Annotated in this window: 25 protein-coding genes and 1 pseudogene; 18 read left to right on the plus strand and 8 right to left on the minus strand. The window is 43.4% G+C overall.

Annotated features, from left to right (window positions below; translation table 11 throughout):
* The first annotated feature begins 296 nt into the window (after positions 1-296).
* Entirely contained in the window at positions 297-599 is a 303-nt protein-coding gene (locus tag NKT06_RS07910) for a hypothetical protein (protein WP_253432280.1), read from the plus strand.
* Positions 600-723: 124 nt separating this feature from the next.
* On the opposite strand, the gene NKT06_RS07915 is transcribed toward NKT06_RS07910, so the two are convergent.
* The 3 genes from NKT06_RS07915 to NKT06_RS07925 form a co-directional block, all read right to left on the minus strand.
* The gene (locus NKT06_RS07915; RefSeq protein WP_253432282.1) at positions 724-2,403 is read right to left on the minus strand and encodes a type 2 periplasmic-binding domain-containing protein; all 1,680 of its coding nucleotides are present in this window, start codon (positions 2,401-2,403) and stop codon (positions 724-726) included.
* A 493-nt stretch (positions 2,404-2,896) separates the two neighbouring features.
* Positions 2,897-4,501, minus strand: coding sequence for a response regulator transcription factor (locus tag NKT06_RS07920; protein ID WP_253432285.1), 1,605 nt, complete (start codon positions 4,499-4,501; stop codon positions 2,897-2,899).
* 428 nt (positions 4,502-4,929) lie between these two features.
* A complete protein-coding gene (locus NKT06_RS07925) occupies positions 4,930-6,741 on the minus strand; it encodes a sensor histidine kinase (RefSeq protein ID WP_253432287.1) in 1,812 nt (603 codons plus the stop codon).
* Positions 6,742-7,015: 274 nt separating this feature from the next.
* Here NKT06_RS07925 and NKT06_RS07930 point away from each other — a divergent pair, with 274 nt between their 5' ends.
* From NKT06_RS07930 to NKT06_RS07940, 3 genes are all read left to right on the plus strand, one after another.
* Positions 7,016-7,873 (plus strand): ABC transporter permease, encoded by an 858-nt coding sequence (locus NKT06_RS07930; protein ID WP_179086446.1) that lies wholly within the window; start codon positions 7,016-7,018, stop codon positions 7,871-7,873.
* Positions 7,874-7,889: 16 nt separating this feature from the next.
* Positions 7,890-8,762, plus strand: a complete 873-nt coding sequence (locus tag NKT06_RS07935) for a carbohydrate ABC transporter permease (RefSeq protein ID WP_253432288.1) — start codon at positions 7,890-7,892, stop codon at positions 8,760-8,762.
* A gap of 678 nt (positions 8,763-9,440) precedes the next feature.
* On the plus strand, positions 9,441-10,586 hold the full coding sequence (locus NKT06_RS07940; protein WP_253432290.1) for a hypothetical protein: 1,146 nt from the start codon (positions 9,441-9,443) through the stop codon (positions 10,584-10,586).
* A gap of 171 nt (positions 10,587-10,757) precedes the next feature.
* On the opposite strand, the gene NKT06_RS07945 is transcribed toward NKT06_RS07940, so the two are convergent.
* Both NKT06_RS07945 and NKT06_RS07950 read right to left on the minus strand, forming a co-directional pair.
* The gene (locus tag NKT06_RS07945) at positions 10,758-11,186 is read right to left on the minus strand and encodes a hypothetical protein (RefSeq protein ID WP_253432291.1); all 429 of its coding nucleotides are present in this window, start codon (positions 11,184-11,186) and stop codon (positions 10,758-10,760) included.
* A gap of 115 nt (positions 11,187-11,301) precedes the next feature.
* Positions 11,302-12,639, minus strand: coding sequence for a SpoIID/LytB domain-containing protein (locus NKT06_RS07950; protein ID WP_253432292.1), 1,338 nt, complete (start codon positions 12,637-12,639; stop codon positions 11,302-11,304).
* Positions 12,640-13,443: 804 nt separating this feature from the next.
* On the opposite strand from NKT06_RS07950, the gene NKT06_RS07955 reads away from it, so the two are divergent.
* Complete coding sequence (locus NKT06_RS07955) at positions 13,444-14,085, plus strand: FusB/FusC family EF-G-binding protein (RefSeq protein ID WP_253432293.1); 642 nt, start codon at positions 13,444-13,446, stop codon at positions 14,083-14,085.
* 187 nt (positions 14,086-14,272) lie between these two features.
* Here the strand turns inward: NKT06_RS07955 and NKT06_RS07960 are convergent, their stop codons facing one another.
* A complete protein-coding gene (locus NKT06_RS07960) occupies positions 14,273-14,863 on the minus strand; it encodes an NAD(P)H oxidoreductase (protein WP_253432295.1) in 591 nt (196 codons plus the stop codon).
* Between the two features lie 245 nt (positions 14,864-15,108).
* Between NKT06_RS07960 and NKT06_RS07965 the strand changes: the two genes are divergently transcribed.
* The 11 genes and pseudogenes from NKT06_RS07965 (at position 15,109) to NKT06_RS08015 (ending at position 22,631) form a co-directional block, all read left to right on the plus strand.
* Positions 15,109-15,507, plus strand: a complete 399-nt coding sequence (locus NKT06_RS07965) for a winged helix-turn-helix transcriptional regulator (protein WP_253432297.1) — start codon at positions 15,109-15,111, stop codon at positions 15,505-15,507.
* Positions 15,504-15,998, plus strand: a complete 495-nt coding sequence (locus NKT06_RS07970) for an NUDIX hydrolase (RefSeq protein ID WP_253432299.1) — start codon at positions 15,504-15,506, stop codon at positions 15,996-15,998. The genes NKT06_RS07965 and NKT06_RS07970 overlap by 4 nt, the downstream gene beginning before the upstream one ends.
* A 60-nt stretch (positions 15,999-16,058) precedes the next feature.
* Positions 16,059-16,448: a hypothetical protein gene (locus NKT06_RS07975; protein ID WP_253432302.1), complete on the plus strand. Its 390-nt coding sequence runs from the start codon at positions 16,059-16,061 to the stop codon at positions 16,446-16,448.
* Positions 16,449-16,507: 59 nt separating this feature from the next.
* The gene (locus NKT06_RS07980; protein ID WP_253432305.1) at positions 16,508-17,023 is read left to right on the plus strand and encodes a hypothetical protein; all 516 of its coding nucleotides are present in this window, start codon (positions 16,508-16,510) and stop codon (positions 17,021-17,023) included.
* A 28-nt stretch (positions 17,024-17,051) separates the two neighbouring features.
* Positions 17,052-17,915 (plus strand): DUF4085 family protein, encoded by an 864-nt coding sequence (locus NKT06_RS07985; protein ID WP_253432309.1) that lies wholly within the window; start codon positions 17,052-17,054, stop codon positions 17,913-17,915.
* Positions 17,912-18,388, plus strand: coding sequence for an oxidoreductase (locus NKT06_RS07990; protein ID WP_301289873.1), 477 nt, complete (start codon positions 17,912-17,914; stop codon positions 18,386-18,388). The genes NKT06_RS07985 and NKT06_RS07990 overlap by 4 nt, the downstream gene beginning before the upstream one ends.
* Positions 18,389-18,808: 420 nt before the next feature.
* Positions 18,809-19,357, plus strand: a complete 549-nt coding sequence (locus tag NKT06_RS07995; protein ID WP_253432312.1) for an HAD-IIIA family hydrolase — start codon at positions 18,809-18,811, stop codon at positions 19,355-19,357.
* 20 nt (positions 19,358-19,377) lie between these two features.
* A pseudogene (locus NKT06_RS08000) lies at positions 19,378-19,849 on the plus strand (NUDIX domain-containing protein).
* Between the two features lie 78 nt (positions 19,850-19,927).
* Positions 19,928-20,791, plus strand: a complete 864-nt coding sequence (locus NKT06_RS08005; RefSeq protein ID WP_253432315.1) for a phosphotransferase — start codon at positions 19,928-19,930, stop codon at positions 20,789-20,791.
* A 421-nt stretch (positions 20,792-21,212) separates the two neighbouring features.
* A complete protein-coding gene (locus NKT06_RS08010; protein WP_253432318.1) occupies positions 21,213-21,629 on the plus strand; it encodes a MerR family transcriptional regulator in 417 nt (138 codons plus the stop codon).
* A 30-nt stretch (positions 21,630-21,659) separates the two neighbouring features.
* Positions 21,660-22,631 (plus strand): aldo/keto reductase, encoded by a 972-nt coding sequence (locus NKT06_RS08015; RefSeq protein WP_253432321.1) that lies wholly within the window; start codon positions 21,660-21,662, stop codon positions 22,629-22,631.
* A gap of 246 nt (positions 22,632-22,877) precedes the next feature.
* On the opposite strand, the gene NKT06_RS08020 is transcribed toward NKT06_RS08015, so the two are convergent.
* Both NKT06_RS08020 and NKT06_RS08025 read right to left on the minus strand, forming a co-directional pair.
* Complete coding sequence (locus tag NKT06_RS08020) at positions 22,878-23,306, minus strand: hypothetical protein (RefSeq protein ID WP_253432325.1); 429 nt, start codon at positions 23,304-23,306, stop codon at positions 22,878-22,880.
* Positions 23,307-23,659: 353 nt separating this feature from the next.
* Positions 23,660-24,631, minus strand: a complete 972-nt coding sequence (locus NKT06_RS08025) for a cation diffusion facilitator family transporter (RefSeq protein WP_253432328.1) — start codon at positions 24,629-24,631, stop codon at positions 23,660-23,662.
* 291 nt (positions 24,632-24,922) lie between these two features.
* Between NKT06_RS08025 and NKT06_RS08030 the strand changes: the two genes are divergently transcribed.
* Positions 24,923-25,600, plus strand: a complete 678-nt coding sequence (locus NKT06_RS08030; RefSeq protein ID WP_253432331.1) for a response regulator transcription factor — start codon at positions 24,923-24,925, stop codon at positions 25,598-25,600.
* Complete coding sequence (locus NKT06_RS08035) at positions 25,597-26,973, plus strand: sensor histidine kinase (RefSeq protein WP_253432334.1); 1,377 nt, start codon at positions 25,597-25,599, stop codon at positions 26,971-26,973. Before NKT06_RS08030 ends, NKT06_RS08035 begins: the two co-directional genes overlap by 4 nt.
* Positions 26,974-26,988 lie beyond the last annotated feature (15 nt).

The following is a 26,988-nucleotide window of genomic DNA, read 5'->3' on the forward strand; positions in this document are numbered from 1 at the left end:
ACCATGCAAATTAATCGTATTCTTTTATTATAATTCGATAATTACATTAAAAAGTTCATAATTTTTCGTACAATTTAGATGAGACAAAGAGAAAAGGAATAACATAGAGGCGCAAGCTTAATCAGCTTGGTGAGGCATCCTTGAAGCAAGCGATTCCGTTGTGGGACAACCCCGAAGTGCAAGAACAGAGCCGAAGGGTGGACGAACTGGTGGCCCGAGTGGGTGAAATGAAGGCGAGACATAACCGAGTTGTACGATGATGAATGAGGTACATAACGCGTAGGGGAGGAGAAGCTATGGATTTTCCACCATGGTTGCAACAAGCGATTCAGGCAAGGCTAGATGAAGTATCTGCCCAAATCGAGCATGACCCTGAATTGAGTCGTGTACGTGAGGATAAGGACGAAGCGTTCGAAGGATTGTTTTTTGGCAAGGATATCGAGCAGAAACCCGAATATGCTAAGTGGGAGAGCCGCTACATTGTCAGTAAAGGAATAGAGAATGAGCGGTTATACATGCAAGGGCTAAGAGATGGCATTCAACTCACAGTATCCTTGCTAGGTGTGTCGATGCCGGAGGAGATTGATACGAAGGCTTGATCCACTAACGCGAATCCATAAGTCAGGGGAAGCGGCCCCGATCTTAACTTAAAAAACCAGCCGAAGCGGTAGATTACACGCTTCGGCTGGTTTTTTAACGATCTACTTTTCCAAAATCCAACTCTTACTTCGCACTCACAGACTTAAACCATTCATTAACTTCTTGCGTGATCTGATCACCGCCATTGGATTTCCAATTGGCGACGAATTGGTCAAAGGCATCAATTGGCAGATTGCCGTAGATGATTTTGTTGAAGGTTTCCATCTCGGACTGGCGGAGCAGGTTCCATTTGGATACCATGGTTGGTGTTGCAGCGCCAGTGAAGTAGTTTTGTTTACGAACGTCAATTTGGGACATCACGACTTTACCGGCATACCAGTTTTCCGGTTTACGGAATTCGGCCATTTGTTTCTCGTAAGGTGTTTCAGGCTTCTCGCCGTTGGCCAGCTTCACGAGTGTTTTCATGTACAGATCCGGGATACGTGCTGGGCCGGTCAGGAAAGGGAATTCGTTGGAGAAGTCTTTGATCTTCTCTTTGTCACTGGTCGGTTGTCCGTCAATGATATCCCAGTCGTAACCTTTGGCGAAGCCGTATTCATACTCACTGCCCGCTTTCGGGTTCGCAAGGTTATCCAGCAGGTAGTTGTAGTACAGGAAGATGGCTTCTGGATGCTTCGCATCTTTGTTAATCATGATACTTGCGTTGACACCAGAGTTCTGCCACTTCGTACCGATCTTGCCGTCTGGGCCAGCTGGAACAGGGTAAGCTTTATACTTCGAGCCAGGTACGTTCTTCAGCAGGTCAGGTGCAGGCCAGTCCGGTACCCAGTTAGCGCCAGGCAGAATGCCCGCTTTGCCAGCTGTCCAGCTTTCAGCGGATTTTCCTTCGTCCCACAGAGCGGAGTCAGCGTGGATATAACCTTTATCCATCCATTCAGCCAGCTTGGCAAGAGCTTGTTTGGCACCCGGGTTAACGGAGCCGTACTCGAGATTGCCGTTCGCGTCTTTGTTCCATTGCTCCTCGATTGTGCCGTATGCACCGAACAACCAGTCGAGCTGACCCATCCAGGTGTTGGTGTTATTTTTCAGCGAGATCGCCAGCGGGAATACTTTGTCTGGAGACAGACCGTCCGGGTTCTCGTTTTTGAATTTGTCCATGATGTTCTCAAGGTCTGCGATGGTTTTCGGAGCTTCCAGGTTCAGCTTCTCCATCCAGTCCTCGCGGAGCCAGAGCAGCGTATCGTCGTTATCGGTGTACTCCATGATCGGCATGTTGTATTTCTTGCCGTCCTTGGTGAACGGATACCACAGTTCAGGATGTGCTGCTGCGTGATCTTTCAGGGTCTGACTCGCGTACTTGTCGAACAACTCATCGATGGCGATGAATTGACCGGAGTCGATCAGTTGATTGGTCAATACCGCATTGGTCGGCACGGTTACAAAATCAGGCAGCTTCTCGCCAGAGGCGATAGCCAGTTGAAGCTTCTGTCTGTATTGATCGTCATTGGCCGGATACCAGGTATCTTTATGTTTCATACCCAGCGTTTCCAGCATCCAGCGATCGTGCACGTTATTTTCTTTGGTATCTCCTTGCACGTATTTCTTCGGCATCAATACCGAACTGAACTCGATGGGTGGGTCGTATTTTCCTTTGGCAAAAGCAGCTTCTGCTTCAGCTGAACCGACAGTTCCCGGCGTATTATCGGTACCATTGTCACTGGCTGTCTCGCCACTGCCGCACGCAGTGATCGTGATGAGCGCGATAACCATGAGCAGTGACCACCATGTTTTAAATTTGATCATTGTTCAATCCCCCTACGGTGTATGATCTTTATAAATGCGTGTTCAAAAAGGCCGGTTTTCAGTACCGAGAAGATGGGATGAAGCTAGAAATGGAGTAGCGGAGCGTAGATAGAGCTACGTGAGCAACGGACATTTCGGTTGAATCCCATATTCGATGCTGATGATGCCGCTAGGCATCCTTCGTAATCAAAAGCGGACTTTTTGAACAACCTCTACAATGTAACTGTACCAATTTGGGCGGGAGGGCATCTATATGAGTTTGTTAGTTTCCATAGGACTCTATTAGTGAATGTTCAAATGAATGTGCAAATGAAGTTCAAAAAATTCGGTTTTCAGTACCGAGAAGATGGGATAAAGCTAGAAATGGAGTAGCGGAGCGTAGGAAAACTACGTGAGCAACGGACATTTCGGCTGAATTCCATATTCGATGCTGATGATGCCGTGAGGCATCCTTCGTAATCAAAAGCGGACTTTTTGAACAACCTCTAAGATGTTATTTATGCTGGTCTCTGTATTCTTGCGGCGTAACGCCGAATTGACGCTTGAACACTTTGATAAAATAGGCCGGGTCCATATAGCCAATCTCCATGCTGATTTCATATACTTTTTTGGTGGTTGTCACCAACTTGTGACAGGCCCGATCCATACGCAGGCGCGAGATGTAATCACTGATGCCTTCGCCTGTTTCAATCTTATAGATCTTGGACAGATGGGTTGGGTGCAGGTTCACATGATCTGCAAGCACACGCAAAGAGACATCCAGATGCAGGTTCTTATCTGTAAAATCCTGAATCTTCTTCACATAATCGGAACGAATATCCTTGATCTCATTGGATGTGCCTTCCTTGAGTTTACTGAGCACGCTGAGAGACCATTTCCGCAGTTTGCTGATGGTAGCGAAAACTTCGCCGCTTTGCAAATCCTCGACATCGTTTCCCATTAAAGTGGTCAGGGTCAGCTTGTTTCGGTGAGCAATATTAGTGAATGAAGCTGTAATAAGAAAACCTGCCTCCATGCAGTGTTCCCAGGATTCCGACCATTTTTCGTCCAACTCGGCGCAGACTGCGAGGATTTTCTCTTCGGCGGCATCCCACTGTCCGCTTTCCAACAGACTAATGAAGGTGGGCGGGGTGTACAGTACGTCGAGTGGACCTTGCGCCGCAGGTGTCTCGACATCGCTAACACGCATGACGAATTCGCGTTCGTCGCCAACGATCTGCCGGAAATAGGCGGAAGCCTGACGGAAGCGATCGTAAATCTGTTCCGGAAAGGTGAACCACTCGGTGATGACGATGGAGAGGGAGCCTTTCAGAAATTGTTTTACTTTGGATTGAAGCTGAATGGAAAGCTTCTCCAGCATGGTTTCTTTGCCAATATCGCCTTTCCGTTCTTTCATTTGCAGTAGAAACACCAGATATCCGTGCTCCTCCTTCACGCCCCACACTTCCATAAACTCACCCATAATCTCTTCCGCCATGTTGATGATCGCATATTCGATCAGGGTCTGATCATTGCTGTCATAGTGTCCGAATTCTTCTTCCAACCGTACCAACATTAAAGCGGCATCCCCGGTGTGAAAAGGGAGATCGTAATTGGCGAGCTTCCGCTCCCATTCGGCAGCGGCGATTCGTTGTCCCTGCAAAGCCCCAAGGAGCAGTCGTCCTCGCAAATGGGGGAGATTCTCTCGCAATGTAAATTGCGTTCGTGTCAGTGAACTGACCAGTTCCCATTCATTGTTCAATTGGTCGATGGCCTTCTGAACAGCACCCATTAGTTCATCGTCTGTGGGCGGCTTCAGCAGATAGTCTACGGCTTCGAACTGGATGGCTTTTTTGGCGTAATCGAATTCGGAATACCCGGATAACAGGATGCATTTTATCTTTTTGTCCCGGATGCGGATGCGTTCGATCAGTTCTATGCCTGTCATTTCGGGCATCTGGATGTCCGAGATCACGATATCGATGGGGTGGGTGTCGATCATTTGTAGTGCTTCGTGTGCCGAGTAGGCTTTATGCACATGTTCGATGCCCAGCGTATGCCAGGGCTTGGTCATGGACAGGTTATCGACCCAGTGTGCTTCATCGTCTACGATCATCATGTGCATTATAATGTCTCCCTTGGTGTATATACGTCTTAAAAGTTAAAATCAAAGGATGTTTCTTGTGAACGAGGTCGCTACGGATTCGAAGGGTTCTTTCGATCGCTGTTCAAGCCCCATTTTCTGAATTTGAAGATTATAAGGTTAAAATGATGCTTGAAAGGCGAACACTTCGTTTCTACAGAATCCCTTCAATCCTTCGCTTTGGTTCACGTAAAGTCTAACCCTTTATTTTAAAAATGAGCCTTATATAAAGGTTGAATTTGTAATAAGGGCGAAGGCTACGATTCTTGTGCAGCCTTTTTAGTAAAAGTCGCACAAGAGAACACTTCCGAGCACTTCGTTTCTAAAGGTTTTTTCTGTCCTTTGAGTTATCGTGTACATGATCTTGTTCAAAATTAAATCGTCAATTTATTGGTTGTATCGTATCAATCCGTATCGGTATTATCTTTATCGGAATCGGTGTCCTCTTTTGATATCTCCCAGATGATTTCGGTTCGGAATCCGCCAAGTGGGGATGGGCCGAATAGGAGGTAGGAATGGCTTCCGAATGTGTGCATGATTCGTTGATTCGTATTCCAAAGGCCGCAGCCCATTTCTTCCTGTAAAGGTTCCTGCATCTTCAAGTTCAGCGCTTCGTACTGTTCCGGGCTTAGGCCGGGGCCATCGTCATCAATGTATATTCTGCCAAAACCATTCTTGCGCTCCCCGGTAATTCGGATTTCCCCGGATGAATAGGACTTCGCCACGCCGTGTATGACAGAATTCTCAACCATCGGTTGAAGCATTAATCGCGGCACGGATTGGGCAAGCATATCCTCAGGGATATCGATGTGATATTCAATCCGGCCATTGCGCAGCTTCTGAATGTCCAGATAGTTGATCAGCAGCTTGATCTCTTCCTGAAGCGAAGACGTCTCTTTTTCCATACGGGTGGTATAGCGATAATACGCACTTAGGTTATGCGCCATGGAGACCACAGCTTGCTCGTCCTTCATCTGGGCCATGTTGATGATATAACCAAGACAATTATATAGGAAATGCGGATTGATCTGTGCTTGTAATTGCTTCAGCGTAGCTTCCCTGGCTCTAATCTTCTCATGGAACACATTCTCGATCAGATCCTGAATCTGATGGGACATATCGTTGAATCGGCGGAACAGGAATGAGAATTCATTCTGGTTTTTGCTATGCAGTCGAACAGAATAATCACCCTGCTCAACGCGGCGTAAGCCTTTGATCAGCTGTTTGATTGGATATTGCACATTCCGGTACAGCAGGATGGAAGCCGAGATGCCCACTACGAGTAGCAAAATCATACTGGTGTAGAACAGATTCTGACTGAGCGAGATGGGTTTCAAAATCTGATACAGCGGGATGACGTCAACCAGATGCCAATCCAGATAGGTGGACTTCACGGAGCTAACCAGATATTTCTTTCCGTTCAGTTCGACCACGTCCTGTGTGGTATCCTCTGGCGAGTGCGTATCCAGATACTGGGTGAGTGCTGCGGATAACTGCTTGTCCGCGCTGCGATTCAGAATGGGTGCATTCCCTTTGTGATATAAGAAAGGATCACCTTGTCCACCTGCTTTATACGTATCCAGCATATTCTGAATATTCTCATAGCTGAAGCTGGCTTCAATCACCAGATTGCTTCCCGTGAGCATTCCTGGTTGGGCAAGGGAGTCCGTAAAGAACCAGTAGAAGGATTTCATCTCATCTTGTGATTCGGCACTTTGGTCCCCATAGGTCCATTGTCCGCTCATATTTTTTTTCAAATAGGCCTCATCATATCCTGTAGTTCGGTTGTAGTTGGCGATGACATCCTCATTCTGCTGTGAATACACCGCATATCGGGTAGGCCATATATCGGTAACGCTCGTCTGAAGCGTCATCTTCTCCTGAATCACATAACGGGTCTGCATCCGGTCATATCGATCATCCCACATGTTCAGGCCGTTGAAGGCTCTGACATTCGGATCACGGGAGAGAATCAGGCTAAAATCCATCATCTGATTGATACGGGAGTCGATCTGACTGGACAAGAACGTGAGCTGCTTCGTGTTGGAGATCTGCAATTCTTTGCTGACGACATCATAAGTGACGTTGTTGGAGTAGGTATACATGATCAGAATGGGGATGAACAAGACCACAATTAACAGATTTATTTTGGCGAATAGACTGAATCGGGATCTGGTTTTATTTTGAAAAGGCATTAAGCGCTTCCATATATACATAAAAAGTCTCCTTCTAATTCGTGTGTAAACAACTTCTTCTAGGATGGCCCTAACAAAACACTATCAAGCCTAACAATGTTATATAGCAGACCTCAGTATGGCTTGATACTATTTATATCAGAGAACCCCATCACACACAAAAACTTTTTTTGGGAACAGGAGCAGTGCTATGGAGGCTAAATTGGAGGGTAAGCGGGTCCCGCAGGCAAACGTTGGGAACAAGCTGGAAAAAAAGAGAAAAAAACGCTATAAACAGCCATGGATTCTGCACTTCATGGTGTTGCCGGCGGCCATTATGGTCTTTATATTTTCATACATTCCGATGTCCGGGATTTTGATGGCATTTCAGGATTATAAACCTGCACTGGGATTTTTCAATTCCGAATGGGTAGGACTGAAGCACTTCAGGTACATGTGGGAAAATGATTATTTCCTGCAAATTACGTGGAACACGCTATTTTTTGCCTGTACGAAGATTGTCATGAATCTGATCATTCCGTTTGTCTTCGCCTTATTGCTCAACGAGGTACGGAAGATGGCGCTGAAAAGAACGATTCAAACGCTCGTGTATCTACCACACTTTCTGTCTTGGGTAACGTTATCCGGTATCCTGATCGACATTCTGGCCCAGACGGGTATTGTCAATCAGTTCCTGGTTTCAGTATTCGGCATCAAGCCGATCTTCTTCCTGGGGGATGGCAGCTGGTTCCGGTTCACGATTATCGCGAGTGATGTCTGGAAAGAGTTTGGATTCAACACAATCATCTTCCTTGCGGCATTGTCCGGCATTAACCCGGCACTGTATGAGGCAGCTGAAGTGGACGGCGCAGGACGCTGGAAGCAAACGATGTATATTACCATCCCGGCACTTATTCCGATTGGGATCGTCATCGCCACCCTGGCACTGGGGAATGTGCTCAACGCCAACTTTGACCAGATCTTTAACTTATATAGCCCGTTGATTTACCAACAAGGCGATATTATCGATACGTTTGTGTATAGAGAAGGTCTGCTTAGTGGGCAGTTCAGTTTCGCTACCGCTGTGAATCTGTTCAAATCGGTCATCAGCCTGATCCTGATTGTGATCTCGTACCGACTGGCTTACCGATTCGCCGGATACCGAATTTTCTAGAAAGGAGGACGAACAAATGTATCATAAAACGATGCCTTACCGCATATTCAGCATATTCAACAATGTGTTACTGACCCTGCTTTCACTGCTCTGCTTGCTGCCTTTGTATCACTTGCTCATGGTATCTCTTAGCGCATCTGCACCTGCGAATGCTGGTCTCGTCACGTTCTGGCCGATTGGATTTACATTGGAGGCATATGCCAAGACATTTGCCAATACCAACTTCCTCTCCTCCTTGTGGGTGTCCGTCGAGCGGACGGTATTAGGTACAGGACTTGCGTTAATCGTTAATACGCTTGCAGCCTATGCGCTTTCCAAAGAGACACGGGTGTTCCGCGCACGTAACATCTATCTGTGGTATTTTGTCATCACGATGCTGTTCAGCGGTGGTCTCATTCCGGGGTATATCCTGATTCTGAAGCTGGGTCTGATGAACACATTGCTGGCTTTGATCCTGCCGGGATTGGTTGCGGTGTTCAACATCATTCTGTTGCTGAATTTCTTCCGTACCGTTCCAAAGGATCTGGAGGAAGCTGCATTTATCGATGGTGCCGGTCACTTGCAGACGTTTATCAAAATCTATCTGCCGGTCTCCGTACCCGTTATTGCAACGGTTTCGCTCTTCATGATGGTTGGGCATTGGAACGCATACTTTGATGGGATTATCTACATCCGTGATGCGGAAAAGCTGCCACTTGCAACTTTCATGCAGACGATCATCGTGCAGGCCGACATGTCGAAGCTTGATCCGGAAGCGGTGAAGAACCTGTCCCAACGGACGATTCGGGCTTCGCAGATCTTTATCAGCGCGCTGCCGATCCTGCTCGTGTATCCGTTCCTGCAACGGTACTTTGTAACGGGGATTGTGGTTGGTGCTGTTAAGGAGTAGTTGAATGTAAGTGTAAACATGTATTGCTTAACTTAAATGAATGTATTATGAAAAGGGAGTCACTGAACTGGGGAAGGCCAGGGAGGTGGCTTCTTTTTGTGTAAATATTTTCAATCCTATTAATTTGTTGTAAAATAGTACCAATCTATGATGGAAGTGAGGTTAATCGTGTTGCTACCTCCATATGTTATAGACCTCTAGGTACGTTACTACTCATACCTTATTTTAGGTAAATCTAAAGTACGTGCCGGGGATCTTATTGTTCAAAGATAACTACGAAATGCAAGTATGGGATATGCAACAGCTAAACAAGGACCTGGATCCATGGAAGAGAATAAAAAGAGATTTTGACCCCAGAATCAAGAAATTAAATGAGTATCGAAATCACAGAAAAACCAAGTATTATTATCATAACGAGGTTAAGTATATTCGAAGACTCACTCAAAGAAGTTTTCGAAAACAATTCAAAATGAACATGGTTCATGAAGAATTTTATCGTCCAGTACCTCATGATTATCGTACGTATGGGTGGTTGTCTTACTAAGTTATCTTACTTAAGTGGAAAGAGAGAAGAAATTCTCTCTTTTTCTTTTGAATGAGACTTGATAAGAGAAGAGCACAGGCAATTACAGGCGATCTAGAAAGACACAGACAGTTGACACGGAGGAGTTAAAAATTATGATAGACAAAGAATATTATGCAAAGCTTAGTCAAAATGCCCAAGAGAATTATACATTTTACAAGGAAGAGGCTGAAGCATCGCTACATAGAATAGAATATACGACCAGCAAGCGTTATGACATTTCTCCATATTGGTTTGCGCGCCAAGGTGAAATTCCTGGAGATATTTTAGATGAAGAGACGGATACATATTATGGGTTTGATAAGCATGACAGCATTAGGATCTCGGCTTGTGATGATCTAATTGACGGGTATGCTTATACTGCATATGAAGAAAATAAAAAAACTACCAGAACGTATGTCAATGGAATGCTGGATTCTATCAAAGAGTACTTGTTGCAAGATGGATTAATCGACCGATCTGTGGAATATTTCCCTCGATTCGATAAATTAGAGGTTGAAGAGTATATCTATGAGGGGAATATTCTGGTTCAAATATATCAACCTCAATATGAAAATAATACCTATTTTGATCATCTTCTTAGAACCTATTTTGAATATGATGAGCAAGGGATTCTCTTGCGAGTGTTAGATGGGACCAAAGGTGTTATTTATGTAAGAATGTCCTCTGAGGAAGCATTAATAATTAGAGAAGCGGTAAAAGAAGAACTCATTCGAGCCTTAAAAGGAATCATTGGATATCTCTGCGAAAATCAATCAGGCAAAGAGTATTGTTTCATGTCGATCTACTTGCATGATGAAGTGCATACGGTATACTCACCTATTTTCCATCCTGGCTTGCAAGAAGTAAGAGAAGAGCAAATCGAAATAAAACATAATGATGAGGAAGAATATTATTACACGATCTGGAATTCAGGAGATCATCCGATGAACGATCAACAGGAACTCACGGATCAACATTTAATTCAGAAACTTCGAACTCTTATTATGTATTGGCGTAGCAACGGAGATTGGTGGGAGGAAGGCAAGAGCTTGTGGAAAGAAGTTGCGTATAGCCTTAATGAAAAGACAAATTGGTCCGATTACTCCATAATGACGGATAACTTTGTTGTGTTCGTCGAATGGGAAGCGATGGATGTTATGAATGGAGATTTGCAAGAAAGTATCCCTCCAGCTAAGTTAGAAGTTTTACAATCTGAAGGCTTAGCGCCAATTATTAAACTCCATCCAATTCACAAGTAGAAAGTTGAGAGAAAGAATATGATTACTAAATATGAATCTGAGCAAAAAAAGAGAAGCTGCTTAACAAGATTAAATCGTTAAGAGACAACTGAATAATTAACAATGGACGAACACCTAAAGTGGGCATCCATTGTTAATTATATCTTCGTTAACTAATGATCTAGATCAGACTTACTCATTCGTAATATTTATCGTTTCATCAGTGATCGTTTTTCCATCACTCCCCAATGCTTGAACTACTAAACGATTGTGTAATGACTTACCCGCAATATTCCACGTTATATTCCAACCATCGCTCCCACTGGTATCGTACCCAATTAGTTCTCTTTCTCCCCAAGTCTCTGTCCCAGTTGGAACGGACCAGAAAAGAAGTGTTTCCGTGTTTGTCGTCTCTACAGTGACTGTTATTTCAGAACTGTTTGCAGGGACTACGACCCAACCTTCTTTTTCAGGAAAGTTAGTCTTAATACTCGTGATCATAGGTGCAGACTCTTTTCTTTGAACATTTTCAGTCTCATGATTTTTCCCAGAGTCTTCTGAAGTACATGCAGTGAGAAGAAGAAGGAAAAAAAGAAGCAGGTAGAATGCTTTTTTTGTCATTATCATCACCTCCTTCTATAATTTTCAATGAATAAACTATATTATAGAAAAAAATGAATTAAAATTCCAAAAAAACGCCAAACTTTACGTTTGACGTCTAATCTGAAGGATAAGATTAATAATTCCCAGTTTGAATGTATCCACTACTTTTATCAGAAAAACTGTAATAATAGCTTAATATAGTGTAGTAGTTATACTCTGGGTAATTTTGTGCAATATATTGTGTACCCCATTGACTTAACACTCCACCCCAAGCTGTACCAATATCCCCTTCTGATCCTGCTCTATACTGAGCGTCAAAAACTTTGCCATCAGAATTGACCATGAAGATTCCTGATACAGCATTAACGGCATTGTTTGTAGTTGTTTGACCAGAATTTGGAACGTAGTGTTGGTAATTTTGCCAGCGGTCTGTCAAGTGTGCCCCATAATCTGTTGCAGGTTTTCTTGGATAAGTGGCGTTATACCAGGCATATGTCTTAATTGTTACTGCTCCAGCTTTCAATGACTCTGATTTCCATGATCCGTACCACTCGTTTGGCAATACATTCTTTGCGTAAGTGTCAAATCCTATATTAGTGATTGTTCCGGAACCAGTAATATACAATTTGAATGATGATGGCGTACTCGTAGCACTTAAAGGTTGGATATCACCTGAATTACTTTGAGCGTTACCTCCGTTCTTAGCTTTTTCCAAATTCAATTGTTCTCGTGGTTTCTTAATTGTAGTTGTTTCAGGGAAATCATGATTAAGATCTATAGTATTTTCTTCTACTGTTTGGTTTAAATCTGCATGTTGCGCATCTTCTTCAATAGTAGTTTGCTCGATAGATTTATTCTCAAAATTTACAATATGCCCCTGTTCTCGTTCTTTAACTACGTTATTGGCTTGTTGCTCAGCTGCTGAATTAAAGGCATAACCAAGAGCTACAAGTTCGTCAATATTATAAACATTTTCATGACCAATAATATATTCTTGTCCGTTTAGATTCCCTGTTGCAATTAACTCATATTTAACACCATTGTAGAAGAATTCGCTTTCTTTATTAACTGTATAATTAAATCCTACATAGTAATAACCGATATCCGTGTATGCTGAGCTGATGTCAGCAAAATAGGGCTCTACTTCTAGTATATTACTGGAAGGGAGTTTTTTTGCCTCGAATACATTGATAGATTCTACAGATAAAATACCTGTTTTATTTTTTTCTTGTTCTTTACTTGGAAATCCTTGATAAAATTGTTGTCGATCAGGCGAATAAGAGTGAACAAACGTATCCCAGTCTTTGTTATTGATTGCGTCGACATAATCAGAAACAACGGTAGGCAATATACTGTCAGATGCGCTTATGGTCTTAACCGAGTCAGTTGCAAAGGCGTTACTTGCAAGTGGAATTGTTAGAATCGATACCATACAACATGAGACAAATACGGATTTGAACATTTTTAACATGAATGTTATTCCTCCTAGTTTTTCAGAATGGATAAACTATGATACAGCGTTGAAGGAACTTTCATTAATCACCACCTATGTATTCAAGCTACTCCCGAATATGAATCTCTATAAATCTCAGCTCTTCAAAGGATGTAATTAGCGGAAGTATCATTGAATAAATTTCTACTATTTTCCTTATATTGAATCTTGATACAATAACTATTTTTACCTATTAAACTCTAAATTGTCAATGATGTTTTTGTAAGATTTTCGAAGTTTATACTATTTATTTTTCACTGAACTAACAATTTTATATTAACGGAAAGAGAAAAAGCATCAATAACATAGTTATTGATACGGGAGAAAGTCATACCTTAGTTTCACAGGGTGAAGTAGATGATATTGGCATTCAAGTTGACAAAGAGAATGAGATCATAATATTAACGGTGTATTAGGACTAGATATACTTAAAGAGGGCAATTTTCAATTTAGATCTAGAGAACTTTAGACTTTATCATTTATAAATGTAGAACAAAGCTATTTTTGAATTGAAAATTGAAACGAAGCCCGTTGCCTACACTATGCTACCCTGTTATAATTCCGATATATCTACTGCATTGGGGGTTATGACGTGGCAATATGGATGATGCCGGATTGCTCGTTCGCTAGAAAGCCTTACGCAAAGCCTGAATAGGGGCGGACTTTGTGTAGGGCGCGACAAAATGAGATCGTTTGCCCTGAAATCAACATCAACAGCATGGTTCAACCCGCAGGCTTTGCACCTTACTTTATTTTCTTAATAAAAATAAGGGGCTGAAAGCCATGCAAACACCATTCATTCATAATCATCAATTCAATTATATTCATAAACAAGCTGATTTCCTGCTCAAAACGCTGCGCTCGGTCGTGGACCCCAAGGTATTGGATACGGTCCGTTATACGGTCAGCACGAATGCCGTTGGCATCTTCAATGATCTGACGCCGGAACAAAAGCAACTGCTGGAGCAGTTATCCACGTATGAGACGACACATGAGTTGAAGACCTATCTGAACCAACTGGAAGCCTATCTGATTCCATTTCCGCAAGTATCCGCGAAGCAGATTCAGAAGCTGTTTCCCAAGGTAAAGAAGCTCAAAGTGCCGGATCTGGAATCCATCGATTACGCACGTACAACTTATCTGAGATGGACCGACATTGCTACCGATCGCTTGTTCATCGTGTATCCGCACGAAGGCAGATTCCTCGGAATTGAGGGGCGGCTTACAGCCACGAACAAGAAAGGGTATTGCATGTTCTGTCATCGCCATCAGGAGCTCGGATTCTTCAACGTGAAGACCAAGAGTTATACGCCGGATAACGTATCTTCCGTGGCCCAGTACGTATGTATGGATAACACAGCTTGCAACCATAGCATCACCGATACTAGTATGTTGGAGAAGTTTCTTCTCTCGACCGTAAAATAATGCAAGACACGGCAAAAGGGTCGCTCTTAGGAGCGACCCTTTTGCCGTGTTCAAGCGTAGTTGTTCTCTTACCGTAAACGCAAGAGGTCATCGTGATGGTTAACGTGATTTTTATTTTCACAAAGAAGGCTTCAGGCCACAGAAATTAAAACAGATCTTCAGACTTCATATCGGGGTTGTAATGCCTTTAAAGCGTCGAAGGATTGTTGGCAAAATTCAGTCCCAGGTTATGCGCCTGATTCAGTAATGCCTCATAATGCTCAGGATTGGATTCCAACGTCGTTTCATATAAAAACTCAACCCTGGATTGGGACACGCCGCAGTAATCGGCAATACCCACATTGAGCAGAGTGGCGATCGATTCACCATAGTTGCGCTTGTGCATCTGTTCTTCCGTCACACCTGAAAGAGAGAGCCACAAGATCTGCTGATGAGGAAGTTTGTTCGTGCCATAGGCAAACCCGTTGTTCATGACACGATCCACATAACCTTTCAACATGGCTGGCAGATGCCACCACCAGAGAGGAAACACAAAAGCCACAGCATCGTGTTTCTTCAATCGCTCCATCTCGGTTTCAACCTCTGGTGAGAACACTTTATTTTCTTGGGAATACTCGGCTTCATCCTTTCCACGAAGAATCGGGTCGAATCCAATCCCATGCAAATCCAATATCTCATAACCGTGACCAGCCTCGGTAAGCCCTTTTGCAAAACGTTCAGCTACCTGGAAGGTCAACGAATCTTTACGCGGGTGGGATACTACAACGAGTACGTTCATCTTATCTTTCACTACCTTTCTGGATTACGGTCTTGTAGCCATAAATCAATGGCTGATGCTATTATAAACAGGTATGAAAACATCTGGAAGTACGCACTTTGATGTTCTATAAGAAGAATAAAGTGCCATAGGAACATTGAAGTACCCTAAATGCATGCCTCGAAATGAGCTTAATAATAGAAAAAAGAACAGCAAAAAGATTATATTTTCATCTGGGATACAACTGGATATGGAGGGGTTCAAAAATGACGGAACATGGAGAAACAAGTGCTCCAAAGAAATATAAAGTAGGCGTGGAAGCGGCCTTGGAAGTGATGGGTGGGAAGTGGAAGCCTTTGATTATTTATCACTTGATGACTGGACGGAAACGCACGTCAGAGCTTCGACGGTTAATCCCCGACATTACGCAGAAGATGCTGACAACACAGCTCAAAGGTCTGGAAAAGGACGAGATTGTGCAGCGAAAGGTATATTCGGAGGTTCCTCCCAAAGTGGAGTATGAGTTAACGGATTACGGCTGGGGACTTAAGCCTGCCCTGGACCATTTGTGTTACTGGGGAGAAGATCATCTGGACAAAATCCACGGGGATAAGTTTAAGGTTCTGGAAGACTTTGATTCCGAAGAGAAGGGGTCGGGAAGATGAATGGTGCGGAGCACGCGAAACAGGCAGTGCCCTTTCGTTGTGAAGGCGTAGCTGTAGTTCTGTTGAAGAAGAGCCACGATCAATACCGTGTACTGATGTTAAAGCGGGCTGGTCGGATGTTGCATAATGAATGGTGTTATGTTGGCGGCGGGATAGAGAAGGGCGAGAAGGCATGGGAAGCTGCACTGAGAGAAGTTCACGAGGAAACAGGCATTACGAAAGTCCGGTTGTATTCTGCCAATCAATTCGAACAATATTATTCACCCAAGGAGGAGTATATCTATACCGCTCCTGTTTTTGTAGGATACGTGGATGAAAGCCAGCCTGTCCGGTTAAATCATGAACATACCGAGTACCAATGGATGACGTTTGACGAAGCCAAAGACAATGCGGCATTGCCCGGAATTGATGACATTTTGCATTTTGTTGAAAAGCATTTTGCCAAGAAAGCCCCTTCCAAGTGGCTTCGAATTCATGGAGAGAATGATTAGGAGGTGGAACTCATCACATACAAGACGATTTATCCAAGAGCATGGTTGAGCCTACTATGTATGTTGGTCATTGAAGCAATACTCCTCAGGGATGGTATTTACGATAAAAATGGGATTTGGAAGTACTCCCTGATCGCTATATTGACCTATATTCTGGTTTATATCGTTTTCCTGATCTGGCGGTTATTTTTCACTAAACCCAGTATTACGCTGGAAAGCGATCATGTGATTTCTACGAAACATCAGAGATATGATGCATCTCAGATTGAGTGTATTTATATGAATTACAGACGGATTGGCATCAAACTCTATGGTAAACGGTTAGTGCCGATGGATCTATGTTTTTATTTTCAAAGAGGTCAGGAGTCTGCAGGCGTAGAAGCTGTGCATGAATGGGCGGCGCGGAACGACAAAGAGATAAAACACAGATTTTTTCAAACCTTGGCGTAGACCCGTGCGTCTGTTGAGTATAAGGAATGGTTAAGGCTGAAGATAGGGGAGGCGTAGCGATGCAAACCATAGAGCAATTTCTAACGAGTGATTGGTATACACAGGTAACAGCTGAAATCATTCATCTTAAACCTCAGGTCCAATTTGTCGAGCATGCCAGTTTCGAAGCATCGTTGCTGATGGATTCATTTAAAGAACGGAAATATGTACTAGTGGGTTTCGGTGTTTCGGCTCCAACCGAAGAAGAGTGTATACAGTGGATCATGGAGCAGATGGACAGAGACAAGGACCATATCATGTCCTATGTTCTAGCTCGATTAACATTCAGTGAACAGTTGGAAGATGATCCAGATGGAGAATTTTCAGAAGGCGAGGAGCTTGAGGCAGGAGATCGATCTGAAGTGGTCGAGGTATTAGGTTTTACGAGATCTGTTATCGCTAACACCATCATTGAATATGATATGGTCAAAAATCATCCTAAACAATTAACAGCGTTTTTTAAACGCACACATATTCCAGGTGCAGCTAATTTCTCGTCACAAATAAAAAAGCTTTACGCTTCAATCGCAAAGTAGATTCTAAAAATCAGCAGGAGAGGTGCATATGAGATATTTAACGAAAGAATGGTATGAGCTGTGTCAGCAGACACATCTTCATTTTGGTATAAGAGTACATAGCGGAGCGTATGAGTTCGATGAGAATCTATTTTTAAGGCTATATAAACGAAAGGAAAAAGCGCATGTGGAGCAGGAGCGAGAGCTATATAACTTGGACCCGCGTTTCATGCTGGAGCATGATGGTCAGGTCATGACTCGTGTAGAGAAAGCTTTTAGCGGGGAAGAGATAACGGAAGAGGATCAGATGGTATTTCGCATGCCTCCGGAACAAAGAGCGCATATCGAGAAACTTATTGCAGAATATGATGTACGCCCTCCGTTTGATGAGAAGAAATGCAAGGAAGAGTACAAAGAATCAATGGAATGGAATTTTCGATATAAGGCAGAGAATTTGCCACAGAAAATTGTTGAACAAATTGCGGATATCCGTGTGTTTACGTTGGGCTACTGTACGAGAGAAGTTATGCTACAGCTACAGAAACAGAGCGCCGAAAATAGGAGAGAGATGGAGCGTGTATCGGATGAATACCGGGAAGTCATTATAGCACAGGATATTCCGGATGAAATTCGTAACCGGGTTCAATTTCATGATTGTACAGTGACGCAACTACTGACAGGGGATGAAGTGCTCATTCGTTTTGACACCCGCGGGGGCTTCACCAATATAAATAAACTTACGCTGGTTGCACCTGAAATCATCAAGCAAGACGGTGGGATTGTAGGCACTTACTGGTTGTATCAGGAGCTGTACCGGATCGATAACGGATATGAGCTTCATGTTCTATTTGATGGAGAGAATATGCCTGAGCTAATTGTTCGATGTGCTGACATTCTGGTGGAGCAAGAATGAGAGAGGGCCAAGAGGCTGAATATGGAGGGAAAATAGTGAAAATTAGCACCATAGAAACCAAATTAGGTTCTAGATACGATGAGTTCGATCCTGAACAGGATGGGAATAAAAATACGAGATTTGCTGACATCATAATTGATGGTACATCGCTCTATCAAAGATTGAAAAAACATGAATTGATACCTTGTCTCGGATGGGGAAGCAATGAATATCAAAGACTTCTTATTGATTATTTTTTACTTAAAAAGCCACATGAATCCATGTATGATAGATATCCGATTTTAGTATGTCCCTGGTGTGGGGATGAAGAATGTGGGTTTATTTCTGTGAAGATTGATAGAGAAGATGATGTGGTGATCTGGAGAGATTTCATATTGAATGACAAGAAACTGCAGGTGGGCCCATTCTTTTTTGATTGGGATAGTTATAAATATGCCATTGAAAATACGTTTGGTACGGCGGGAATTCAGTAAGGGAAAATAGTGATATCCCTAAACATATCGAAATTATATTAAAAGTCCTAGGCACCATTATGGTGATCCTGGGGTTTATATGGTTTTGGTTTTCAGAAGAGTTTTACAATTTAGTTTTTTGACAGCAAGGAGTTGGACACCATTTTCGAATTTATCTGGGCTATAGTGATCTCAATTATAAGTATTATTGTAGTTCTTATCTTTGCGGCAATCATACGGTATGCCGTAGATTCATCCAAAACATCGAAAAAGTTGGACGCATTAATTAAAGAAGTACACTATCTTAAAACTGAAATCAAAAAACAGCAACACCATAAGCAGCAAGATGATCGCAAGCATATAATTGATGAGAAAGTATAGGGAAATAATTTTAGATCAGAGGCGAGAGATCCAATAATATGTTCTCGGAAAGGAACAGACATGCTGAAAGCAAATGGGAATGTACAAGCTGTTTTTATAGACAGAGATGGAACCATCGGTGGTACAGGACATTTTATTCATCCGAGAGATTTCAGATTATACCCCAATGCTCAAGAAGCCATTATGTGTTTGAAACGAGAAGGAATTATGGTACTGGCGTTTACGAATCAATATCGAATCTCACGTGGAGAAGCAAGTGTTCAGGATTTTGAAGCGCAATTTCGCGAGTATGGATTCGATCATTCCTATATATGTCCACATGAGCAAGAATGCAGTTGCCGAAAGCCGAAACCCGGAATGTTACTGCAAGCTTCCGAGGAACACGGTCTGGATTTATCCAAATGCATCGTTATTGGAGATGTGGGAGATACAGACATGCTTGCTGCCCATGCCGTAGGAGCGACCAAGATCATGGTGAGAACAGGCTGGGGAGAGTCTTCATTAACGAAATTCAGAGACAAATGGGCGGAGACCGAACCTGATTATATCGCAGAGGATATTTGGGATGCCGTACAGTGGATCATTCATGGAAAGGAATTTAGAAAATAAAAGACAGGAGGTAGACCTGTATGGGCATGTCAGACTATTACAAAAACCTCAGGGGAAAGATCGGCAATGAGCTTATTTTTATGCCGGGTGTCGCTGGGATTATTCGAAATGAACAAGGGGAGATCCTGTTCGGTCGTAAACATAACGAATCAACCTGGGGGTTAATTGCTGGAGCCATCGAGCTTGGTGACACCAGCGCAAGCGATGGCGAGAGAGGCACTGGAAGAGACAGGTCTGGTCGTTGGACCCGAGAAGATTATCGGAGTATACGGAGGTGAAGCGAGACGGTTTACATACCGTAACGGTCATCAGGTCGAATATTTGACTATCGTATTTGAATGCAGGATCCAATCTGGGCAACTCACGCCCGATAATGAAGAGATGAAGGATCTGCAGTTTTTCCCCGAGGATCAGCTTCCAACCATGGCAAACCAGTATCCGGATTATATTTTTAGCTCCAAACAAGAAGAACGAGCCCATTTTGAAAGATAACTTCCTGTGCAATTGGAATCTAACCTCACCTTATGTCTATCAAATGAATCAAGATCCTAGTTATATGAGGAGAACTATATGTTAATCAATCCAACGGTAAATGAGATCAATAACTTATTCAAGATACATCATATCAACGAAGTGATCACTGAAATTCAACGTTTGTCAGGTACCACCGCTGGATGTGTTTATCGGTTGAGTACAAGTCTGAATAAGCATTATATTCTGAAATCAGATGAACCCGAACAGATTCACATCGCCCAGCAGTTTTTGGAGACGTATAAGAATTCTTCGTTATTGCCTGAAGTTTTGTTGACTGCTCAGGACCACACTTATCTAATTTACTCCTATATTGAAGGCACAACCCATTTCAACCGTGGACTGAAGAAAGAATGGTTAACTCGTCTGGTGAAAGAGCTGTTCAATACCTATGTGCGTTCTACAGATACGAAATCATGGGGCAGAATGGAGTTCTCGCAGAGGACATGGAAAGAATTCAATCAGATTAGCATTCATGAAGCGAAGATGAATATCGGAAGTATTTTAACGACAGATGATTATCATCTGGTTCAATCCAAAGTGGATCGCCTGTTTCTCGAGGAAGAAGAGAAGTTTCTTTTGCATGGCGATACGGGGGTTCATAATTTTGTATACAATCAAAATGCACTCATCGGCGTTATTGACCCTTCTCCAATGGTTGGACCTATTCTCTATGATTTCTTGTATGCTTTTAGCTCCTCGCCGGATGATATCAACACCGAAACCTTATTTGCTGCGTTTGAACTTCTGGAACAGGTGGAAATGGACAAATCCAGATTGATCGAGGAAGCTCTGGTTCATCTCTATTGCCGAATTGGGCTGAGTAACAAACATCATCCTGATGATCTGCCTGAATACTTGAAGGCATGGGATGGATGGAAGCGATTATGTGAGGAACTCTGAACAAGCAAAGTTTCTACAGCTATCACGGAATGCCTTAGTTCAGACTAAACGATATCGTATCGGATCAAGGAAAAGGTGGCAAGTGCGCCATACGTGTGTATCCGCCTACAAGGAACAATTGAATTTTGATCAAGCCCGGGCACTCTATGACACCCAACGATTGAAGTAAGTGAAACAACCCCAGCATCTCCAGGTTCTTTTCCTCCGTATTTCTGCTTTCACCGATCTTCTCGGCATATCTCCTCTAATCGTTACTTCCCAGTACTGAAGCGTGTGTTATGTCCTGCATTTGTTGAAAATAGTGATCAGTTGAATTATTTTTTTGAAATTTGTGCTTGCCTTAATGTGAACATGAAGCTTTAGGATGTAAAAGAACCGGCCAAATGCATCCAAAAATGAACATAAAGGAGGAGTCAGCATTATGGCTTTTTCGATAAAAGAAGCTTCGGAGCGGCTGGGTTGTCCTGCACATAAAATTCGTTATTACGAGAAGGAGGGACTACTCCCTTACATTAGGCGGGATCAACATGGAAATCGGATGTTCGAGGAAGAACATTTGGATTGGATGAGATTGATGTCTTGTTTCCGGGCAACGGGTATGAAGGTATCTACATTGAAACATATGGTTAGTCTGGCGCTGGATGGTGATTCAACAATTCCACAACGGAAAGCGATACTTCACGAATATAAAGAGGAATTACATCGCCGCCAAAGTGAAATTGCCGAGGCACTTGCAGCGGTGGATAACAAATTGACGATCTATGAAGACATAGAGACAGGAAAGCTTCCTTCAGAAAGCAAGCTGCTAGACCAAATGGAAAGCATCGGCAAAGACTAGACTAATACTAACGGACGGAGAGATGGAGAAATGAAGCAAAGAGTGCTGGGAAATAGCGATATCGTCGTATCTTCGATTGGATTGGGAATAATGGGCATGTCTCCAGGGATGTACGGAGAAACCAATGATGAGGAGTCAATAAAGACCATCCATCATGCGCTGGAGATTGGCGTTACACTGCTAGATACAGCTGACGTGTATGGTAATGGTCATAATGAAGAACTACTGGGGAAAGCGCTGAAGGGTCGTCGCGATCAGGCGATTATTGCTACCAAATTTGCGTACACCCCGAACTATGAGACGTTGAATGGTCATCCAGATTACGTGAAAAAGGCTGTAGAAGCAAGTCTTCACCGGCTGGACACCGACTATATTGATCTGTACTACCAACACAGGGTAGATCCTCAGATTCCGATTGAGGAAACTGTCGGCGCAATGGCTGATTTGGTTAAAGAGGGGAAAGTCCGCTGCCTTGGCTTGTCGGAAGCATCGGCTTCCACTTTACGCCGGGCACACGCCGTTCATCCGATTTCTGCGTTGCAGAGCGAATATTCCCTGTGGAGCCGGGATATTGAGGACGAGATTCTGCCTACTGCGAGAGAACTGAATATTACACATGTTGCATACAGTCCATTAAGCAGAGGATTTATCTCAGGTGAGATACGGAAATTCGAAGATTTGCATGTTAATGATCTGCGCAGATATATGCCGAGGTTCCAAGGAGAAAATTTTGCCAAAAATATAGAAGTTGTGGATAAAATCAAAGAGATCGCGATGGAGAAGGAGTGTACTCCTGCACAATTGGCTTTAGCCTGGACAATAGCTAATAACGCACTGCCGATTCCGGGAACGAAACGAATCAACTATTTGGAGGAAAATGCGAACGCTGTAACAATTGAACTGACACCCGATGACTTAGCTCGCATTGAAAAGGTAAGTCCTCAAAATGAGGTTCATGGAACACGTTATATGAAAGAAATGATGACACAGCTTAACGGGTAAATCATGTGGGTGTAACTTGTTATCCGCAGCGAAATAGTTGCTCAGTAAAATACAAATATGGAATACAAAAGAGACTCTCCTTTAGTGAAAGTCTCTATTTGTATTCATCTCCAATCGTTCTTCATTTATTTCAGAGATAACTTATATACAAAAATAATGGAGTCCCACTTAAGATAATAGTTATTGGGGTAGGGCGGTTCCTTTATCAAAAAAATATTTTCGTTAATTAAATGATTTAAATCGATCTTACTCGTTCGTAATATTTATTGTCTTATCTGTAATAGTCTTACCGTCACTCCCTAATGCTTGAACAGTCATGTGGTGATGCACAGACTTACCCGCAATATTCCAAGTTATTTTCCAACCATCGTTCTCATTGGTATCGTATCCGATCAGTTCTCTTTCTCCCCAAGTCTCTGTTCCTGTTGGAACGGCCCAGAAAAGAAGTGTTTCCGCGTTGGTCGCCTCTACTGTGATATTTATCTCTGTGCTATCAGTAGGAAGTATAATCCAACCTTCTTTTTCGGGAAAGTTAGTCTCAACATTCGTAATAATGGGCAAAGCTTCATTTGTTAGGATAACTTCAGTATCATGATTTTCAGCAGGAGCTTCTGAAGCACAGGCTGTGAGAAGAAGGAAGAGCAGAAGAGACGGGAAAAATGGTCTATTTGTCATGATTATTACCCCTTTCTATTCCTTCAAAGTAATTCTGTCGCAGTCGGTTTGACAATTATATATACCATTGATGATGATGTTTTGTAGTCTATTGTTTTCTCTTAGCTCCTGGTAGTTAAGAAATAGAAGAAGCGTTACCAGTACAAGGATCACTGAAATGAACTTACGGAAGTTTCCCATGAGTAGATATAACCTCCTCGTTATATTAAGAAAATGACGGTGTAAAACCGGTTAATTCGATAATGCTATGTGTATTACATAACACCTGAAAGGCATTAAAGTTACGTGGAAAATGAAAACAGGACTATTCCACTACCGGGAATAAGTCCTGTTTTTATTTACAGCTATTCATCTTAATGGTGATGATGCGCGTGGGCATCAGGTGCGTCGCCTTTGACAGTGCATAGTACCGAGGTGTCATGCAGATGTTTCTCAGACTCCACTTGGAGCGTTACATGTTTGATTTCTTTATGCTCCAGCATATGTTCAATCTTCTGAACCAGGGTCTCGGATGCATACACATCCATCGTTCCATCTACGACGATATGAGCAGTCAGTGCGTTCAGGTTACTCGTAATGGACCAGACATGCACATCGTGTACGCCTTTGACACCATCCACTTGTTTGATGGTCTGCACCAGCTCATTCACATCCACATTGGCCGGAGTACCTTCCATCAAGATATGCAGAGATGATTTGGTGACATAGAACCCACTACGCAATACCAGTGCCGCGACAATGACACTCGCCAGTGGATCGGCCCAACCCCAGCCAAAGAACATCATCAGCAATGCCGCAGCAATGGCTCCAACCGATCCCAGCATGTCACTGATGACATGCAGATAAGCACCGCGCATGTTCAGGTTATTCTCCGTATCGCTACCACGCATCATGATCCAGGCTACCAGAATATTGACGAGCAATCCGATGACGCTGATGATTAACATGCCTACGGTTGCGACTTCTGGCGGGTTAATGAATCGACCAATGGCTTCGTAGAAAATGTAGAGCGCAATGGCGATTAACGTAATTCCGTTTAACGTGGCAGCCAGAATTTCAAATCTTCTGTATCCGTATGTTTTGCCGGTATTCACGGCTTTTTCACCAAACGTGAACGCCAGCAAAGCGATCCCGAGTGCAATGGAGTCGGACAACATATGGCCTGCATCCGAAATAAGTGCGAGACTGTTGGTAATAAATCCACCAATGGCTTCAACGATCATATAGACGGTAATAATAATGAAGGAAAACAATAATACTTTTTTGTTATTGGTGGTGTGAGCGTGATCGTGCCCATGGTTATGACTGTGTTGATGTCCAGACATATTAAATCCTCTCCTTTGGAGCGAAGCTCCGTTATGTAATATGATTTCTAGTGTGGCTATAAATGAATCTTTAGCAAAGGTTACTCACTAACAAATGAATATATGAGCGTTCGTTCATATGTTATGGTTTTATTATAGTTGCGCCTCATAGTAGTGTCAACCAGATTTAAGGAAATGTAAACATACCAAGGTATCTCCATGCACGTGCTGGCGAATGAGATTGCTTTTGTGCTACCATCTGTGCAGGATCATAGTGAGATGTTCTCGCTACATAGAAGGGCGGATAACGATATGAAACATCTGCTGCTGGCAGACGATGATGCGAATATTCGAGCACTCCTGCGGCATGTCATGACCAAGGAAGGCTATCGGGTTCATGAAGCGCAGGACGGACTGGAAGCAGTCAAACTGATGCAAGAAACACCGATCGATCTGGCAATCTTAGATGTGATGATGCCAGGCATGGACGGATTGGAGTTATGTGATTACATTCGGCAGCATTATGATATTCCAATTATGTTGCTGACGGCACGAGATCAGCTATCTGACAAGCGAGACGGTTATCTGAAAGGAACGGATGAATATGTGACCAAGCCGTTTGAACCGGAAGAATTAGTCTATCGGGTAAAGGCGTTATTTCGTCGGTACCATCGCACATCCAGCGATATCATCCGCATGAATCGAATCGTCATTGACCGTAATAATGTGGAGGTTACGGACGGGCAATCCATTCTATTTTTACCAATGAAGGAATTTGAATTACTCTCACAGCTTGCCCAGTTTCCGGGACGTTTGTTCTCTCGGGATGAACTCATTCGACTTGTCTGGGGAGCAGATTACGAAGGAGATGACCGCACTGTTGATGTACACATCAAGCGGTTGCGCGATCGATTTGCCGATTATACGGAGGATTTCGTCATCCAAACGGTCCGGGGCATTGGTTACAAGATGGAGGTGAAAGCACCTTGAGAACGTTGTACGTCCGGGTATTCCTCATTACGGTGGCGGTGATTGTGGTCAGCGGCATGCTCGGTTTCCTTTTGTCGAATATCTACTATCATGCCAAGCTCAAGGATTTCAATGATGAGAAGCTGGTGGGCATTGCAACGCAAATGAAGCAATTTGTGGAGCAGCAACCTGGGACGATGGAGCAGTATCTGAACAATGCCGCCGCACTCGGATACGAAATCTATGTGACAGATGGAAAGGAAAATGACCGATTCTACGGCCGCGAATTCCGAGAGAAAGATCTGGACAAACAAGCTGTAGAACTGGTGCTGCGGGGTGAAGTGTACCACGGTGTCGCGCAGTTTCCAAGCAAACCGTTCATTACCGGGTTTTTCGATAATCAATTAAGTAACACCGTGGGTGTTCATCTAAAGTTGGGCAATACCAATTACGCTCTCTTTATGCGCCCGGATGTAATTCTGCAGTTCGGTGAGCTGCGTATCTTTTTTGCACTGATTGGCGCATTTACCATAGGCATTAGTATTCTGATCTTTCTGATCAGTACCCGATATCTGGTCAATCCGATTGAACGTCTGTCCGAGGCGACCAAGCGGATTGCACAAGGAAAGTATAATCTGAAACTGCCTACCGCACGGCGTGACGAGATTGGACAATTGGCCCAGCATTTCATGACCATGAGTCGTGAATTGGAGAGGGTCGATCAGGCGAGGCAGCAGTTTGTATCCAATGTATCCCATGAGATTCAATCGCCGTTGACATCCATTCAGGGGTTTGCCCAATTAGTGGCAGATCGGGATCTGCCTGAACAGGAACGGGAGCACTATGCGTCGATCATTGAGGAGGAGAGCCGTCACCTCTCCTTGTTGAGCAAGCAGCTGCTTCTTCTGTCCTCTCTTGAACAAGGCAACGAAGATCTGACCAAAGTAAAGTTCTCTTTGCGAGACCAGTTCCGGCAAGCGGTTCAGGTGCTGCAATGGCAACTGGAAGAAAAAGAACTGCTACTTCGGATTTCGGTGCCCGAATCCATCCAGCTGATTGGCAATGAAGTGCTGCTCATGCAAGTCTGGATGAATCTTCTCGGTAATGCGGTGAATCACCTTCCACAAGGAAGAAGCATCGAGATTCATGCCGAGCAGATGGATAACCAGTGTGTGATTCAGATTCGGGATACAGGGGACGGGATTGCTGCGGAGCATCTGCCTTTCCTGTTTGATCGATTCTATAGGGTGGACCGTGCGCGGGAACGTTCTTCCGGCCGAACCGGGCTTGGACTTGCCATTGTGCAGAAAATTATCCGAATCCATGACGGTACAATTGAGGTTGCCAGTTCGACTGAGGGTACGGTCTTTACCGTGACCCTTCCGCAGATGTAATCTGTTATTCATTTT

Origin of the sequence: Paenibacillus sp. 1781tsa1 (assembly GCF_024159265.1) — a bacterium.
Taxonomy (GTDB): Bacteria; Bacillota; Bacilli; order Paenibacillales; family Paenibacillaceae; genus Paenibacillus.